The sequence below is a fragment of the Brevundimonas sp. M1A4_2e genome (genome assembly GCF_053345555.1).
This window is the reverse complement of the sequence record NZ_JBKFAI010000001.1, coordinates 499748-515803: the sequence shown is the minus strand read 5'-3', so window position 1 is coordinate 515803 and position 16056 is coordinate 499748. Positions and strand designations below refer to the sequence as shown.

General features: G+C 65.6%; 19 protein-coding genes and 1 tRNA gene. 10 read left to right on the top strand and 10 right to left on the bottom strand.

Annotated features, from left to right (window positions below; genetic code table 11):
- Positions 1–56: 56 nt before the first annotated feature.
- The 3 genes from ACLBV5_RS02435 to ACLBV5_RS02425 all read left to right on the top strand — a co-directional run bounded on the left by ACLBV5_RS02435 (position 57) and on the right by ACLBV5_RS02425 (position 3124).
- A complete protein-coding gene (locus ACLBV5_RS02435) occupies positions 57–515 on the top strand; it encodes a MaoC family dehydratase (RefSeq protein WP_134580667.1) in 459 nt (152 codons plus the stop codon).
- Between the two features lie 49 nt (positions 516–564).
- Positions 565–2235 carry a lysine--tRNA ligase gene (locus tag ACLBV5_RS02430; RefSeq protein WP_303706133.1) on the top strand — a complete coding sequence of 557 codons (1671 nt, stop codon included), beginning with the start codon at positions 565–567 and terminating at the stop codon, positions 2233–2235.
- A 409-nt stretch (positions 2236–2644) separates the two neighbouring features.
- Positions 2645–3124, top strand: coding sequence for an SH3 domain-containing protein (locus ACLBV5_RS02425; protein WP_025976833.1), 480 nt, complete (start codon positions 2645–2647; stop codon positions 3122–3124).
- A 62-nt stretch (positions 3125–3186) separates the two neighbouring features.
- On the opposite strand, the gene ACLBV5_RS02420 is transcribed toward ACLBV5_RS02425, so the two are convergent.
- From ACLBV5_RS02420 to ACLBV5_RS02400, 5 genes are all read right to left on the bottom strand, one after another.
- The gene (locus ACLBV5_RS02420) at positions 3187–3822 is read right to left on the bottom strand and encodes a S24 family peptidase (RefSeq protein WP_447604710.1); all 636 of its coding nucleotides are present in this window, start codon (positions 3820–3822) and stop codon (positions 3187–3189) included.
- Positions 3823–3863: 41 nt separating this feature from the next.
- Positions 3864–4298, bottom strand: a complete 435-nt coding sequence (locus tag ACLBV5_RS02415; protein WP_025976835.1) for a hypothetical protein — start codon at positions 4296–4298, stop codon at positions 3864–3866.
- An 89-nt stretch (positions 4299–4387) separates the two neighbouring features.
- On the bottom strand, positions 4388–4723 hold the full coding sequence (locus ACLBV5_RS02410) for a hypothetical protein (protein WP_003168195.1): 336 nt from the start codon (positions 4721–4723) through the stop codon (positions 4388–4390).
- Positions 4724–4839: 116 nt separating this feature from the next.
- Entirely contained in the window at positions 4840–5244 is a 405-nt protein-coding gene (locus tag ACLBV5_RS02405) for a PaaI family thioesterase (protein ID WP_025976836.1), read from the bottom strand.
- Positions 5241–5720, bottom strand: a complete 480-nt coding sequence (locus ACLBV5_RS02400; RefSeq protein WP_303683241.1) for a PaaI family thioesterase — start codon at positions 5718–5720, stop codon at positions 5241–5243. The genes ACLBV5_RS02405 and ACLBV5_RS02400 overlap by 4 nt, the downstream gene beginning before the upstream one ends.
- A 72-nt stretch (positions 5721–5792) precedes the next feature.
- Between ACLBV5_RS02400 and ACLBV5_RS02395 the strand changes: the two genes are divergently transcribed.
- On the top strand, positions 5793–6830 hold the full coding sequence (locus tag ACLBV5_RS02395) for a ligase-associated DNA damage response exonuclease (protein ID WP_447604709.1): 1038 nt from the start codon (positions 5793–5795) through the stop codon (positions 6828–6830).
- A 7-nt stretch (positions 6831–6837) separates the two neighbouring features.
- Here ACLBV5_RS02395 and ACLBV5_RS02390 read toward each other — a convergent pair whose 3' ends face one another.
- Positions 6838–8424: a response regulator gene (locus ACLBV5_RS02390; protein ID WP_447604708.1), complete on the bottom strand. Its 1587-nt coding sequence runs from the start codon at positions 8422–8424 to the stop codon at positions 6838–6840.
- 198 nt (positions 8425–8622) lie between these two features.
- On the opposite strand from ACLBV5_RS02390, the gene queC reads away from it, so the two are divergent.
- Together queC and queE are read left to right on the top strand one after the other, a co-directional pair.
- The gene (gene queC, locus ACLBV5_RS02385; protein WP_447604707.1) at positions 8623–9339 is read left to right on the top strand and encodes a 7-cyano-7-deazaguanine synthase QueC; all 717 of its coding nucleotides are present in this window, start codon (positions 8623–8625) and stop codon (positions 9337–9339) included.
- Positions 9336–9971 carry a 7-carboxy-7-deazaguanine synthase gene (gene queE, locus ACLBV5_RS02380; RefSeq protein WP_447604706.1) on the top strand — a complete coding sequence of 212 codons (636 nt, stop codon included), beginning with the start codon at positions 9336–9338 and terminating at the stop codon, positions 9969–9971. Before queC ends, queE begins: the two co-directional genes overlap by 4 nt.
- A 4-nt stretch (positions 9972–9975) precedes the next feature.
- On the opposite strand, the gene ACLBV5_RS02375 is transcribed toward queE, so the two are convergent.
- From ACLBV5_RS02375 to ACLBV5_RS02365, 3 genes are all read right to left on the bottom strand, one after another.
- A complete protein-coding gene (locus tag ACLBV5_RS02375; protein ID WP_025976842.1) occupies positions 9976–10239 on the bottom strand; it encodes a hypothetical protein in 264 nt (87 codons plus the stop codon).
- Between the two features lie 96 nt (positions 10240–10335).
- Positions 10336–11316 carry an RcnB family protein gene (locus tag ACLBV5_RS02370; protein ID WP_447604705.1) on the bottom strand — a complete coding sequence of 327 codons (981 nt, stop codon included), beginning with the start codon at positions 11314–11316 and terminating at the stop codon, positions 10336–10338.
- 153 nt (positions 11317–11469) lie between these two features.
- On the bottom strand, positions 11470–12027 hold the full coding sequence (locus ACLBV5_RS02365) for an RcnB family protein (RefSeq protein ID WP_447604704.1): 558 nt from the start codon (positions 12025–12027) through the stop codon (positions 11470–11472).
- 191 nt (positions 12028–12218) lie between these two features.
- Here ACLBV5_RS02365 and ACLBV5_RS02360 point away from each other — a divergent pair, with 191 nt between their 5' ends.
- From ACLBV5_RS02360 to ACLBV5_RS02345, 4 genes are all read left to right on the top strand, one after another.
- Positions 12219–12521, top strand: a complete 303-nt coding sequence (locus ACLBV5_RS02360; protein ID WP_003168207.1) for a hypothetical protein — start codon at positions 12219–12221, stop codon at positions 12519–12521.
- Between the two features lie 92 nt (positions 12522–12613).
- Positions 12614–12919 (top strand): ETC complex I subunit, encoded by a 306-nt coding sequence (locus ACLBV5_RS02355; RefSeq protein ID WP_134580685.1) that lies wholly within the window; start codon positions 12614–12616, stop codon positions 12917–12919.
- Positions 12920–13462: 543 nt separating this feature from the next.
- Positions 13463–14230, top strand: coding sequence for a DUF4214 domain-containing protein (locus ACLBV5_RS02350; RefSeq protein ID WP_303706141.1), 768 nt, complete (start codon positions 13463–13465; stop codon positions 14228–14230).
- A 473-nt stretch (positions 14231–14703) separates the two neighbouring features.
- Positions 14704–14780, top strand: a tRNA-Arg gene (locus ACLBV5_RS02345).
- Here the strand turns inward: ACLBV5_RS02345 and metC are convergent.
- Positions 14739–15932, bottom strand: coding sequence for a cystathionine beta-lyase (gene metC / locus ACLBV5_RS02340; protein WP_303706328.1), 1194 nt, complete (start codon positions 15930–15932; stop codon positions 14739–14741). The two genes, ACLBV5_RS02345 and metC, sit on opposite strands and share 42 nt — an antisense overlap.
- Positions 15933–16056: the final 124 nt, after the last annotated feature.

Below are 16056 nucleotides of genomic sequence, written 5' to 3'. Positions count from 1 at the left end.
CTGGCGAAAACCTATCCAGCCGCTATGTCAGGCGCAGCCAATGGGAGTTTGAGTGCATGACCGATCGCTATCTGGACGACCTGACCGTCGGCGAAAGCTGGACCAGCGAGCCCTTCACCATGACCGAGGCGGAGATCATCGCGTTCGCGACCGAGTTCGACCCCCAACCCATGCACATCGACAAGGCGGCGGCCGAGGCGGGACGGTTCGGCGGCCTGATCGCCAGCGGCTGGCACGTCTGCTCGCGCGTGATGCGTCAGTTCGTGGATGAAGCCTATTTCGGCGACACTCCGCTGCTGGGCATGAACGTCGACGCCCTCTGGTGGGTGCGGCCCGTGCGGCCCGGCGACACCCTGACGGTGCGCCGCGAGATCATCGAGATCCGTCCGTCCAAGAGCCAGCCTGATCGCGGGGTCGTCCGCACCAAGACGACGGTGACCAATCAGGACGGCGACCTGGCCATGAGCTTTGAGAACCAGATGCAACTGCCGCGGAACGCCGAAGCGCAGCTGTAAAACGCGGCTGCTGTTGACCCCGGGCCTTCAAGGCGTCAAAGCCCGGTACATGCTACAGAACCTCGAAACCCTGTCCCGTGAGGCCCGTTCGTGGCCGTTTGAGCAAGCGCGCAACCTGCTGGCCCACGTGCTCAAAAAACGGCTGTCGGACGCGGAGCGTGATGCGGCCAAGCTGCTGATCGACGCGGGCAAGACGGACGAGGCTCTGGCCGCCTTTGAGGCGCTGAACAAGCCGGTGATCCTGGAGACAGGTTACGGCCCGTCGGGCCTGCCGCACATGGGCACCTTCGGCGAGGTGGCGCGCACGACCATGGTGCGCAACGCGTTTCGCGCCCTGACCGGCGATCACTGGGCCACGCGTCTGATCGCCTTCAGCGATGACATGGACGGCCTGCGCAAGGTGCCCGAGGGCATCCCCAACCCGGAGATGCTGCGCGAAGACCTGCATCTGCCGCTGACCAAGGTGCGCGATCCGTTCGGCACGCACGACAGCTTCGGCGCGCACAACAACGCCCGCCTGCGCGCCTTCCTCGATAACTTCGGCTTCGAATATGAGTTCATGTCCTCGACCGAGACCTATCGGTCGGGTCGGTTCGACGCAGCCCTGCTGACCATGCTGGAGCGCTTTGACAAGGTCATGGGCATCATGCTGCCGACCCTGGGCGAAGAGCGCCGGGCGACCTATTCGCCGTTCCTGCCGATCAGCCCGATCACTGGCCATGTGCTGCAGGTGCCGACGCTCGAGCGTAACGTCGAAAAGGGCACGATCGTCTTTGACGACCCTGCGGGCGGTCGCACCGAGGTTCCCGTCACCGGCGGCCATGTAAAGCTGCAGTGGAAGCCCGACTGGGCCATGCGCTGGACCGCGCTCGACGTTGACTATGAGATGTCGGGCAAGGATCTGATCGAGAGCGTGCGCGAGTCGTCCAAGCTGTGCCGCGCCATCGGCGGGGTTCCCCCCGAAGGCTTCAACTACGAGCTCTTCCTCGACATCGAAGGTAAGAAGATCTCCAAGTCCAAGGGCAATGGCCTGACGATGGAGGACTGGCTGCGCTACGGCACGCCCGAGAGCCTGTCCTGGTACATGTTCCAGTCGCCGAAGTCCGCCAAGAGCCTGCACTTCAACGTCATTCCGCGCGCGACGGACGACTATCTGTCCTTCATCGAGCAGTACAAGACGCAGGAACCGGCCAAGCGGATGGACAACGCCGTGTGGCACATCCATTCGGGCCAGCCGCCTGAGAGCGCCTCGCCAGTCTCCTTCGCCCTGCTGCTGAATCTGGTGGGCGTAGCCAACGCCTCGACCAAGGATCAACTGTGGGCCTATTTCGCCAAATACCTGCCGGACGCCACGCCTGAGAGCGAGCCCGTGCTGGACCGGCTGATGGGCTATGCGCTGAACTACTACGAGGACTTCGTGAAGCCCTCGAAGACCTATCGTCTGCCCGACGACAAGGAGAAGGCGGCGCTGCTGGATCTGGCCGAACGGCTGAAGGCTCTGCCGGCCGACACCACCGACGGCGAGGTCATCCAGGGCGAGGTCTATGCGGTCGGCAAGGCGCATGAGTTCGAGCCGCTGCGGGCCTGGTTCCAGGCGCTGTACGAGGTGCTTCTGGGCGCGTCGCAGGGGCCGCGCTTCGGGTCGTTCGCGGCCATCTACGGCCTGCCGCAGACGATCTCCCTGCTCGAGGCGGGCGCCAACGGCGAACTGGCCGCCTGACCTTGACCGTCATCCCGGCCGAAGCCGCAAGGCGTAGAGCCGGGACCGCCCAAAGCTCGAGGAGCAGCGCTTCCCGTGGTCCCGGATAATGGCTCCGCCGTTTCCGGGATGGCGCTGGGGTGGCCTCAAGCAGCGCTATGCGCGGCCGGCCCACTGAGCATGGCCTCAAGTAGCCCGAAGGGCGGTAGGCCCACTGAGCATGGCCTCAAGTAGCCCGAAGGGCGGTAGGCCCACTGAGCATGGCCTCAAGTAGCGCGAAGGGCGGTAGGCCCACTGAGCATGGCCTCAAGTAGCGCGAAGCGCGGTAGGCCCACTAAACATGAACACAACATAACGGCGAGGCTGGGGGAGCCTTCAGCTTCGCCGGTGCATTGTCCCTCCATCGACAACTCGATGACAGGAGAGACATATGTCGAAGATGTTCAAGGCGGGTCTGGCCGCCACCGCAATGTTCGCCGCCCTGGGTTCCGCCGCCGTGCCGATGAGCGCCGCCGCCATGCCTCAGGCCAACGGCATCACCAACTGCGACGCGCCCGGCGGTCGCCAGCAGGCAGGCGCCGCGATCGGCGCCGTTCTGGGCGGCCTGGCCGGCAGCCAGGTTTCCAAGAATGAGCGCGCGCTCGGCGCGGTGGTCGGCGCCGGTGCCGGCGCTGCGGCGGGCTCCTACATCGGCTGTAACCAGCAACGTGCGCGTTCGGCCAATCAGGCGGGCGCCAACTCCTACCGCGCGACCTCCAATCTGCGCATTCGCACGGGCCCGGGCGCCAACTATCGCCAGACCGGCAGCCTGTCGGCCGGTCAGCCGTTCACCGCCATCGGCTCGCAGGGCGAGTGGGTCCAGATCGCCGGCGGCGGTTGGGTGAACGCCCACTACGTCGCGCCGAACTGATCGATTTTCTCCCCCGCATCGATCAGAGCGAAGGCCGTCCCGAAAGGGGCGGCCTTTACGTCTTATTGGCTGACCCAAAGGATGCGCGCCATCCAGAGAATCTGATCGCGCGCGATGGTGCGCGGGGGATATTCGGGGTTGATCGAGGCCAGGACGATCTCTCGCGCGTCCAATAGAGCCGCTTCTTTCGCCAGCGTTTCGCCGCTTCGCGTCCGCAACGCCACGCGGTCTCCTCGCCGAACGTCCGTGGCGTCCAGATCGACAATCACCCGGTCGCCGGGGCGATACAGGGGCGTCATCGAGTCGCCCTCGATCCGCAGGCTGAACAGGCTGTCCTTGCGCGTGGGCAGAGCCGTCTGCTCCCAGCCTTCGGCCAAGGGCAGGCCCGCGTCGTCGAAGAAGCCTTCGTCGCCAGCGCGCGCCAGGCCGAGCAAGGGAATAGGCAGGGCGCGAGGTCCAGCGTCGTCTGCCAGATCCGCGAACTCGCCCAGGCTGAGGCCTGTCGCCTGCAAGACGCGCATCAGGCTTTCGCTGGAGGGCCATCTGGGCCGCGTCGGGGTCCCGGCGCCAAACCGCTTTGAAGGATTGAAGCTGGTGGGATCCAGGCCCGCCCGGCGCGCCAGTCCCGAGGCCGACAGGCCCTCGCGGCGCGCCAGCGCATCAATCGCGTTCCAAATCTGCGTGTGTGACAGGGGCATATGCAACCCTATCACGCCAGGCGGTGTATAGGAATATTAGCCTATTCGGTATCCTGGCCGACGGCTCGACGCTCCTGCCAGGCCAAAAAGGCGCCCACAGCGATTGCGATCATGATGCCATAGGCCGTCATGTTCAGCACGGTGTAGAAGGCGGAAACCGTCGGTTTCATCTTCATGAAAACCATGACGTGGCTGGCCACGGTCAACAACTGAAGCGCACTGGCCCAAACGGGCCAGGAGCGAGGCGACTTCCACACCAAGGCGACGAAAACGCCCAGAACCACCAGATCGATCACGAACATCGGCCACTGGACGCCCGCATAGCCGATGTAGTTCTGGGTCAGGATCGATAAAAACCAAGCGAAAAGCATGGTCGCAGCGCCGATCCGCTCGGGTCGCCCGCCCTTGGCGAGTGCGAACAGCCCTATCGCGAGCATGATCGTCATGCCGACGTACTCGGACATGAAGCTGAACATGAAAAACCCCCTCCGCCGTGAGCGAAGGGGGTATCATGTCACCAAAGCGCAGGAAACGCATCCAACACTATGGCTGGATTAGATTAAATTCACGCAACCCGCAGGTGGCCCATCGGGCGGTCGTCCCACTCGTCGGGCTTGGCCACCGGGCCGGCGGCGTAGACGCCGTAGCCCATGCGGCGGTGATCCTTGGCCATTTCGTTATGGCTGGCGACGATGGCTTCGCGCGCGGCGCTCAGGGCGGCGATGGCTTCCATCGCCTTGGCCTGCGACACCGTTCCGGCCACGGCTGACACGTTGAGCGCGGAGCGGGCGCCGATCATCGACTGCACGAGGGCGGTCGCCTGCACGATCGCGTCGTCGATCGCCTTCTCAGCAGAGTGCAGATCACCGGCGACTGCGGCGATGACTTCGTTACGTTGCATAGCTTACCCCTCATCTAAAGAACGAATAGGCAATAGTTAACATGCATTAACGATCTTCGGTAGTGTTTTGTTTACCATTCTTTACGTTGCGACCGGCTGTCAGACGACCCGGCTCCTCAGGCTGAGGCCGCTTCGTCCAGCAGGAAATGCGCCGTCAAACTGGCGATCGGCTGGGCGTGGTTTTCCTGCCAGGCCTCGGCGATGACATAGGCGACGCGGCGTCCGGCGCGGTTGATGCGGGCGCGGGCGAATACGTCGACGGGCTTGCCCGAGCGCAGATAGGCCACCGTTACGTTGATCGGGCGCGGCAGGCGCAGGCCGGGATAGGTCAGAGAGACCTGGGCCATAGCCGTCATCTCCAACAGGGCGGCGGTGGACCCTCCATGCAGGGCAGGCAGGAGCGGGTTGCCGATCAGCTTGTCGTCAAACGGCATGGTGACGGTGACTTCATCGCCGTTCACCTGTGTCTGGAGGCCGAGAAATTGGGCGTAGGGCAGGGAGTCCAGCAGGGCGGCGGTCATGCGGCGTCCTTGGCTCTGCGGGGCTTAAGATTTGCGCCGGTGCGGCTGTCGCCTTCGGCGCTGACCATATAGGCGGACTGGGCGGCAGCGACGGGGTCGGCAGGATCATCCTCGAACGCCCAGGCCCGCACGAAAGCCAGATTGCGCGTCAGGCGATAGCAGCGGGCCTCGGCCAACAGGTCGCGCCCCGGCTGGGCGGCGCGCATGTAGTCGACCCGCAGGTCCAGCGTCGCGATAGGCCGGAAGGCGTCCAGCGCCACCCAGACCGCCAGACCGCCCGCATGGTCCAGCAGGGTGGTGACTAGCCCGCCCGCCAGCACGCCCGTCTCGGGATCGCCGACCAGATCCTGGCGATAGGGCACGCGCATCCGCACCCGATCGCCCTCCAGCCCTTCATAGGCAAAGCCCAGGGCGTGGGTGTGGGCGGCCCCCGAAGCCAGTTGAGGCAGCAGGGTGGTAAGGAACGATTCCGTCATCAAGGCGTCCTTTGTGAGCGTCGCCTTTGGTCGCCTGCCCGAGGTTGTCTTGTCCAGCCACACTGTGAATCGATGATGCGTCCTCAGGATCTTTTGCGCCCTACGCCCGCAGGCCTTTATTGCCCGCCGGGAGATTTCTATGTCGATCCGGTGCGGCCGGTGGACCGGGCGGTGATCACGCATGGTCATTCGGACCATGCGCGCGCCGGACATGGGGCGGTGCTGGCGACGCCCGAGACCCTGGCGATCATGGCGGTTCGCTACGGCGCGGATTTCGCAGGGCGCACGCAGGCGGCGGGCTATGGCGAGACCATATCCATCGGCGGCGTCGAGGTGCGGCTGATCCCGGCGGGACACGTCCTGGGCTCGGCGCAGGCGGTCGTTAGTCAGAGCGGCCTGATCATGACGGTGTCAGGCGATTATAAACGCCGCCGCGATCCGACCTGCGCTGCTTTCGAGGCGGCGCCGTGTCATGTCTTCATTTCGGAGGCGACGTTCGGCTTGCCGGTCTTCGTTCATCCGCCGGACACAGAAGAGATCCAGCGGCTTGTGTCGTCTCTGGCGCAGTTTCCCGAGCGGGCGCACCTGGTCGGCGCCTATGCGCTGGGCAAGGCGCAGCGAATCATACGGCTGTTACGTGAAGCGGGTTGGGAACGGCTCATCTATGTCCACGGCGCGCTGGAGCGGCTGAACGACCTCTATCAGGCGTCAGGCGTGCCGCTAGGGCCGCTGGCGCCTGCGACGGGGCTGAAGGCCGGAGCCTTGGGTGGGGAGGTGGTCATTGCGCCGCCGTCGGCCATTCAGGATCGCTGGGCGCGCAGGTTCGCCGAGCCGATCGCGGCGTTTGCATCGGGCTGGATGGGCGTGCGCGCGCGCGCGCGTCAGCGCGGGGTGGAACTGCCGCTGGTGATTTCCGACCATGCCGACTGGCCGGAACTGACGCAGACGTTCGAAGAGATCACGCCGGAAGAAGTTTGGATCACCCACGGCCGGGAGGAAGGCCTGCTGCGTTGGTGCGAACTGAAGGGAATGCGGGCGCGCGCCTTGCGTCTTGTCGGCTATGACGAAGAAGGCGAGGACGAGCAGAACGTGCTGGAGGACGCAGGTTGAGCCGAGGTCAGGCGGCCCCGCGATCCTTGTGTGCAACGCTCTCTTCTGCAGGATCCAGAGCCGTGTTCATCGCCAGGCGCAGCCTTTCAGGCTTGATAGGCTTTTCGACCACGGCGGCCATGCCTGCGGCCAGATAGCCCTTGGCGTCGTCCGGATCAGCGTTGGCGGTGAGGGCGATGATGGGGATTTGGCCAGCCGGTCCCGACAGGGCGCGGATTGCGCGCGTCGCGCCGACGCCGTCGAGGCGCGGCATCTTGATGTCCATCAGGATTAGATCGAACGGCCGTGACTGCACGGCTTCGACAGCTTCCTGGCCGTCCTCGACGGTTTCCGAGGTGCAGCCGAACATTTCGCACAGGGCCTGGGCCACGACGCGGTTGGTAGCATTGTCGTCGGCGATAAGGATGTGCGGCTGGGCCTGCAGGTGCAGATGTTCCAGGTCCGCGACGTTGGATGGCGTTTCCTGCTCCATCAAGGCGATGGGGGCTTCGATTTCAAAGGCGAAGGTCGCGCCCCGACCGGCGTTGTGCTCCGCGCGCAACTCGCCGGCCATGTATTGAACCAGACGGCGGCTGACCATCAGTCCCAGGTCGCCGCCCTGTTCGGCCGCGTCGTCGAACCGGGCCGGGTCGGCCGCGCCGTCGTCGCGGACGCGGGCCTCGATCACCACCTGATCGCCTCGAGCGTGAGCCTTCAGGCTGGCTTCGACCATGCCGTGACGCGCATTGCCCAGGGCGGCGCCGATCAGGTTGTTGAACACCTGTTTCAGGCGCTCGGCGTCCAGAATGGCCGCCAGTTCGGTGTCGCCCTCATAGCCGACCATCAGGGTCACGCCGTCCTGGGCGGCGCGCGGAGACCAGTGGGTCTGAAGCTGGTCCATCAGGGTGCGTAGCGGCGTAGGCGCCGGGGACAGCTGCAGCTCGCCCGCCTCGGCCCGAGCCAGGTCTAGGGCATCGTGCAGATTGCCTAAGAGGTCTTCGGCCGATTCCATGATGGTGCGCGCGTGCGCCTTGGCCGCTTCATTCAGCGGATGTCGATGCAGGAGCTCCGCGACGGCCAGCACGCCGTTCATGGAGGTGCTCAGCTCGCGATTGAGCAGGCCCATGAAACGGCTCTTCTCACGGGCGGCGGTCTGCATGGCGTGATCGGCGTCAACGGCGGCGCGGGCCTGCTCTGCCAGCCGCTGGTTTTCATGCCTCTGCTGTTCGTTGACGGCGCGAAGCAGGGCCACGGCCGTGCCGACTCCGCGATAGGCGCCGTTGCGGGTGACGATGAAGCCTCGCATCAGCGCGCCGGGACCGCTTTTCAGGATGATGTCGGCGAAAGCGTCAATGCGAACGCCCGCTTCGACCACCGCCGGTTCCGCGTCCATCAGGTGAGAGACCTCGCGCCCGCCGTACAGGCTGACGCCCAGCGGACCGGCCAGCTTCATCAGGAAGTCGCTGCGTTCGATCAGGCCGACCGGGCGATCTCCGTCCACGACTGCAATCGCCAGGGTGTCCGGCTCCCGCTCGAAACGTGCAAACACCTCTCCTGTCTTGGCAGAAGGGAGTACGGGCTCCGCCCTGTCGGTCAGCACTTCGATGGTCGGCATTCGGCCGGACTCCTACTGAGGCTATTTTACATTCGCTTATGATTGTTTGCTGAACCGTTAAGCCAGCCCCGCAAATGACGGCGGCCGGTTTCTTTTGCGACGCGGACAGGTCTGGTCTATGGGTCTTGACCACCCATCTTCCTGATCCTGGAACGTCCTCTGGATGCGCGCGGCCGACCGGCCGACCGCAGATTTGTCATGAGCGAAATCGACCTTCACCCCGCTGCCTCCGCCCTGATCCTCTTTTCCGGAGGACAGGACAGCGCCACCTGTCTGGCCTGGGCGCTGGAGAGGTTTGAGCGGGTGGAGACTGTCGGCTTTGATTACGGCCAGCGCCACGCGGTCGAGATGGAGGCGCGCCAGGCGGTCCGGCGCGAAGTGACTAAGGCCCTGCCGCAATGGGCGGGCAGGCTGGGCGACGATCATGTGGTCGATCTGACAGGCTTCGGCGCCATCGGCGAGACGGCCATGACCACCGAGCGCGCCATTGAGGCCGACGCGCGCGGCCTACCCAACACCTTTGTTCCGGGGCGGAATCTGATCTTCCTGGTCGCCGCGGCGGCTTTGGCTGACCGGCGGGGGCTGGAAGCCTTGATCGGCGGCATGTGCGAGACGGACTATTCCGGCTATCCCGACTGCCGCAACGACACCATTCAAGCCACGGCCCGCGCCCTGTCGCTGGGCCTGGACAAGCCCGTGCCGGTCGAGACTCCGCTGATGTTCCTGACCAAGGCGCAGACGTGGGAACTGGCCGAGCGGATCGGCGGCCGCGCCCTGATCGAAGCGATCATCGAGTTCAGCCATACCTGCTATCTGGGCGACCGGACCCGCCGCCACGCCTGGGGCTATGGCTGCGGGACGTGCCCGGCCTGCGAACTGCGCGCGGCGGGCTATGCCGAATGGGCGGCCGCATGACCTATTCGGCCAAGGAAGTCTTTCTGACGGTGCAGGGCGAGGGCGGGCAGGCGGGCCGCCCGGCGGTCTTCCTGCGCTTTGCCGGATGCAATCTGTGGAGCGGGCTGGAGCGGGATCGCGCTGCCGCCGTCTGCACCTTCTGCGACACCGATTTCGTCGGCGTGGACGGCGATGGCGGCGGCAAGTTCAAGACCGCCGATCTGATGGCCGATCACGTCGCCGGGATGTGGCGCGGTCGCCAGGGCGACCCCAAGCTGGTGGTCTGCACCGGCGGCGAGCCCTTGATGCAGTTGGACGCGCCGCTGATCGACGCCCTGCATGCGCGCGGTTTCCAGATCGCCATCGAAAGCAACGGCACCATGGCGGCGCCCGTAGGGATCGACTGGATCTGCATCAGCCCCAAGGCCGACGCCCCTGTGGTTCAGACCTCGGGTCAGGAACTGAAGCTGGTCTTTCCTCAGCCGCTGGCCATGCCCGACCGGTTCGAACACCTCGATTTCGAGCATTTCTGGCTTCAGCCGATGGATGGACCGGACCAGGCCGCCAACACGGCCGCCGCCATTGAATACTGCCTGACCCATCCGAAATGGCGGCTCAGCGTCCAGACGCACAAATATATCGGGGTGCGGTAGGCCTTTAGCAGTCCTTGCCGCGCTTCTGTCTCTGTTCGCAGCGGCGTTGCTCACGCTCCCAGGCGCGCTGTTCGCGTTCGCGTTTGGCCTTGGTTTCCTCATCCGAGGTGGTGACGGCGTCGAAGCCTGCACCTACGGCTGCGCCGGTCACCTTGGCCGCGCCGCCGACCACAGCGGCCCCGGCGCCGACGACGGCGCCCGCGACGCAGCCCTGAAGCATCAGGGCGGTGGTCAGGCAGAGGGCGAGGGTAGGTAAGCGCGTGATCATGGGGATAGTCTGCCTGCCCCGGCTGCATCTGTCAGCGTGGAAAAAAGAAAGACCCCGGAGATCGCTCTCCGGGGTCTCTTGCTAGGGTCCGTCCGCTTACCAGCTCCAGGCGTCGCGGACGACTTCGATGATGTAGCCGTCGTAGTCGTCGATCAGATAGATCGCATTGTCGACGTAGACCCACCGCGTGCCGGGAGGCGGATAGCCCAGGCCATAGGTGCGCCAGTCATTCACCTGATAGCGCCAGAAGACATCCGGCAGGTACTGACCGACGGAGTACTGCCGGTTCCAATAGGTGCGCGGCACGCTGTAGTAGCCGTAGCCCGGTGCGAAATAGAAGCCGACGCGCACACCGCTCCAGCCCCGGAAGCGGCTGTCGTAACGCCACCAATCGCTGCGATGACGACGGTCCCAGTCACGGCGCCACTGGTCGCGGTTCCAACGATTGTGGAACTCGCGATAGTCCCGATCCCGGTTCCAACCGGGACGATCCGGCCGGTGCGGACGATTGACGTCAGGGCGGCCCGGGCGGTTCCAGTCAGGACGGTTCGGGCGGCTGGCGTCTGGACGATTCGGACGGTTCCAGTCGGGCCGCTCGGGCCGATCGGGACGCGTCGCACCCGGTCGATCAGGACGGTCCGGTCTTTCCGGCCGTTGCGGACGGTCAGGACGATCCGGGCGGCCAGGCTGGTTCGGCTGATTCCAGTCGGGACGGTTGGGACGCTCGGGCCGCTGTCCTTCTGGACGATCCGGGCGGTTGGGCCGTTGATGATCAGGGCGTTGGCCCGAGGGACGTTCGCCTTCGGGCCGCTGCGGACGCGGGCCGTCCGGCGTTTGGGGGCGAGGCTGATCGGGACGAGGTTGCACGCTCTGGCGCGGGGTTTCGTGACGCTCGCGCGGCCGCATGGCCATATCGCCGCGATCGCGCTGCGGCGCGGCGCGGCGTTCAGAGCGGCGGGGACCGTCCTCGCGGGTCTGGGCGCGTTCAGGGCGCTCCTGGGCCAGGGCCGACAGGGGGGCTGCGGCGGGCACGAGGAAGGCGGAAACCGCCGCGAACATGAGAAGAGAACGTTTCATGGCCAAAGTCCTCGCACACCCAGATTGGGCGGCTTGAACGGAAAATAGACGGCTGAGCATGAACTGCGGCTGAACGGCGGTCACAGATCGCCGTCATGAAAAAGCCCCGCAAGACAAATGCTTGCGGGACTGACCGACTGCGCAGGTGCAGGTTTAGTAGACGTTGTTCATCACGCTGGCGATCAGGCCGGTGGCGACCGCGATCATCAAGATGTCATTGCCGGCGTGGACGTAGCGGTAACCGCGCGGCGCAGGGCGCAGGCCATAGAAATAGGGGTCGCTGACATAGTAGCTGCGATACGCTTGCGGCAGGTATCCGCCCGTGCGCCAGCGATAACCGTAATAACGCGGCTCGACCCGATAGTAGCCATGGCCCGGCGCATACCAATAGCCGTTGCGCGCGCCGCGATAGTCGCGGAATTCGGGGCGTCCGCGCCACCAGTCGCGGTTGTCGCGGCTCCAGCGATCGTAGCGGCGCTGCTCCTGGCGCCACTCGCGCTGGTCAGAGCGACGGTCCTGACGCCACTCGCGACGATCTTGGCGCCATTCGCGACGGTCGTCTCGTCGATCCTGACGCCACTCGCGGCGATCATCCCGGCGGTCCTGGCGCCATTCACGGCGGTCGTGGCGATCCTGGGCCTGCGCCATCATGGGAGCGGCCGTGGTCGCCAGCGCCAGGGCGATGACGGCGGCCTTGGTCAGGCGGTTCATGTTAAACTCCATGCAAAGCGGCGAAACCCTGTCATGAGCCAGCTTCGGCGGTGGCGAATGAACCGCGGCTGAACCGGTCTGTCAGCCTCGCGTCCGCGGGCGCATGGCGCGTTAACTCTAATTTCAAACCGCCGGTATTTGAATGCGGGTCCGACAGCGGCGCAGAATGTGCTTCTCAGGAGGACCTAGCGATGAACGCCCATGATACGGCGCGCGAACAGACCGACTACGCGCCCCTGCCCCTGCCCACGCCGGATATGGACGGCGATGCGCTGTTCCGGTTGGGTCTGGCCTATTCGTCCGGCCTGGACGGATGCCCGATCGACCGGGTGTCGGCCCATATGATCTTCAACCTGGCGGCCATGAAGGGTTCGCTCGAGGCGAAAGGGTATCGCCGCGACCTCAGCCAGGAGATGGAACACGACGAGATCGCCGAGGCCCAGCGCGCCGCGCGTCGTTGGATAGACGCCGGTTCATCGTCTCTGGCGGCCTGATTTCGAGCGGACCGAGACGGCTTCGGCGTCTGGACCGGGCGGCGACGGCGGGGTATGCACCCGGCAAGTTCTCCGTCCGAAGGATTCCGTCCATGCTCGCTCGCATCTATCGCCCGGCCAAGACCGCGATGCAGTCCGGCAAGGCCAAGACGCGCGACTGGCGCCTGGAGTTCGAGCCCGCCTCGGCGCGCACGATCGACCCGCTGATGGGCTGGACCAGCTCGACCGACATGAACGGCCAGGTGCGCCTGACCTTCGACACCAAGGAAGAGGCGATCGAATACGCCGAGCGCCACGGCATCGCCTTCCGCCTGCATGAGCCGAACGAAGCGCCGGTCATCATCAAGGCCTACGCCGACAATTTCGCGACCGACCGCAAGCAGTCCTGGACCCACTAAGGTCCGCCGCGGCCCCTGGCCCCCATAGCTCAAGGGGCGGACTGCGCGAGTCTGACGGCTCCAGCGCTGTGTGCGACCACGGCAGGACGCGCCGCCGCGATGTCTCGCTGCACATATCCATAGAGCTGAGAGCCCAGCCACGCGATTAGGCTGCCGACGATGGCGGCTAGCATCCCAAGGCCGTTCGGATGGCCGTCTTGATGGCCTCCGTATCGCGCTCATGGCTGTCCCCCCGCACCGGCTAAGTCCCGCCGAAACCCGTCAGATGCCCGTAGGCGCTCAGGGTCGCCCTCTCTAACAGCAGCATCGACGCACGCAGCGTGGGCTTGACGAACGGCGCGGTCGGCATCGGTTCCGTCCTTTGTGACTTGCCCAATCGCGGGGCGACGCCAGCGATCAGATCCAGCTTCTGCGGATGGGCTTCGGAGATGCCGCACCATCCGGCAGGGAAGGGTGCTCAACAAAGCGCGCCGACTTTCGTGGGGAAGCCGCCCTTGTTTTTCGCGCGTTACCTCGCCCATAGTTCACCGAACGGAGAACTTGATGAGCGACATTATCAGACTGCCTGGCGGCGTTGAAACCAACCTGCGCCGCCTCAACGTCGGCTGCGGCTTTGACATTCGCCCCGACTACATCAACGTTGATATGAACGACTTCCACAGCCCAGACGTGGTGGCTGACATCGTGGACCTGGACGGCTTTCCCGACGGCCAGTTCGACGAGGTTTTCGCAAAGGACGTGCTGGAGCATTTCCTGTGGCGCATGACGCCCTTGGCGCTCCGGTCCTGGAACCGCGTGCTGCGCGTCGGTGGGAAGCTGGTGCTCACCACGACCTACCTGCCCGGTCTGGCGCAGCGTATTTTCTCCCCAGGCTACATGACCGATCTGCGGACCCAGCACATCACTCTGGTCAACCTCTTCTCGAGCCAAGGGTATCCGGGCGATACGCACTACACCGCCTTTACCGAGCGGCAGTTGCGTTTTCACGCGCACAACGCGGGCTTCGGCGTCGAACATGTTGAGCTGGATGGCGGATGGCTTATCCGCATGACGATGGTGAAGGAGGAGGAGCGCTCGAACCCCGATATTACCACCGGCGACGATGGTGAGTTCGTGCACCGTATGTATCGCGACATCCTCGGGCGAGAACCTGACGCCGAAGGCACGGAAAGCTGGATGCACCGCCTTTCAGCAGGCGAGTTCGATCGTAAGGGTGTCCTGCTTCAGTTCATCGGCTCTACCGAACGGCAAGAGATCGACATGCGGGCGATGGACGCATTTGAACCTGGGCCGCTGACGCTGGGGATTTAGGCGTCAGTCCATATGGTGAATAGATATAAGATCGCCGGGGTCAACGCCAAGCGTGGCGGGGCTTTGCGCCGAAACTCCCCGCCTTTCCGGCGTTGTGGGCGCCACCCCCTCCTGACGATGCTTGCTGCATCGGGGCCCCCGCTGGCTCGACCTTGGCCGTGAAGGCGTCGCGCACGAAACGGCTCGTCGGTCGCGCCGTCGATCGCCGTGCTGATCTGGCGCCCATGGCGCGGGTCTGTAGGCCGACATCAGACGCGACCGCGACAATGGCCAGCGCGAACGATATCCTGAAGGTCTCTATGTCGCGCAACAGCCGCGTGGCGAGGAACGAGCAGCGGAAGCGGGGGCTGGTGGCATGAACATCCAGGACGCACGAGTCCGACGGTCGGGTCGTACGGGAGTCTGACAGTCGCGGTTCGTTCTCTTGCCGCCGTCGCCGAAACCCCTTACGGAGCAACACTTTCCGGCCCTAGGCGCCCATAGCTCAACCGGATAGAGCACCCGCCTTCTAAGCGGACGGTTGCAGGTTCGAGTCCTGCTGGGCGCGCCACGCCTCTAATCCACGCGTCAGATCGGCGAGCAGATCGGCCGGATCCTCCAACCCGATATGCAGGCGCAGCAGTTGGCCGGGCAGGTCGGGCGCGTGCTGCCGATAGGCCAACTGCGGCGTCTCGTAAGTGATCAGGCTCTCGAAGCCTCCCCAGGAATAGCCCATGCCGAACAGGTTGAGCGCGCGCATGAAGGCGTGGGCCGCCGCCTTGTCGCCGCCCTTCATCACCACGCCCATCAAGGACGCCGCGCCGTCGAAATCCCTGCGCCAAAGCGCGTGCCCGACCGAGTCGGGCAGGGGCGGGTACAGCACGCGGGAGACCTCGGGCTGTTCCTGAAGCCATTCAGCGACCTGCAGGGCAGCGCGCGCCTGGGCCTCATAGCGCAGCGGCAGGGTGCGCAGCCCGCGCAGCGCCAGCCAGGCGTCGTCTGGCGAGACATGCCAGCCCATGTCCTCGATGACGTTGCTGATGGCTCGGATGATTTCGGGCGCCTGCGCCGCGACGCCGCCCATCAGAAGGTCCGAATGCCCCCCTGCGTATTTCGTCAGGGCCTGAACGCTGACATCGACGCCGTGGGCGAGCGGGCGAAAGGCCAGACCGGCCGCCCAGGTGTTGTCCATCACCGTCAGCACGCCACGCGCCCTGCAGGCCGATGCGAGAGCAGGCACATCCATCATTTCAAAGGTGAGGGAGCCGGGCGCTTCGATCAGCAGCACCCGCGTCCGGTCATGCACCTGATCCATCACCGCTTCGACAGAGGCCCCGGCCGGGTGAAAGCGCGCGGCGACGCCTCTGTCGGCCATGTGGCGTGTCAGAAACCGCCGCGTTGGGCCATAGACGGCCTCGGTCGTCAGCACTTCGTCGCCCGGCCGCAGAAGGGCGGTGAGGGGCACGGTGACCGCCGCCAGGCCGGACGGAACCAGAAAGGCCTCGCTTGCCCCCTCGAGGTCGGCGAGAGCCGCCCGCAGCTCACGCGCCGCGCTGGTCCCATCCAGCCCATAGACAGGCCCGTCGCTCGGGTCCTGCATCGCCGCCGGATCGTCGCTCAGCATCGTGGAGGCGCGTTCGATCGGCGGATTGACCGGCCGGCGACCCAGGCCGCGTCGCGTGGCGCCGGCGATCAGTCGCGTGCGGTCCGACAGCTTCGGCATAGGGGCTCCGAGTAGTGTGGGCGTTCAAGGCCATGTTGGCGTTCGATGGCGAGGCCGACAAGGCGCGCGATGGCTCGGCGTGGCGGGGGGGGGCTGCCGACCTGAGGCGGGCGGGCGCAGCAAC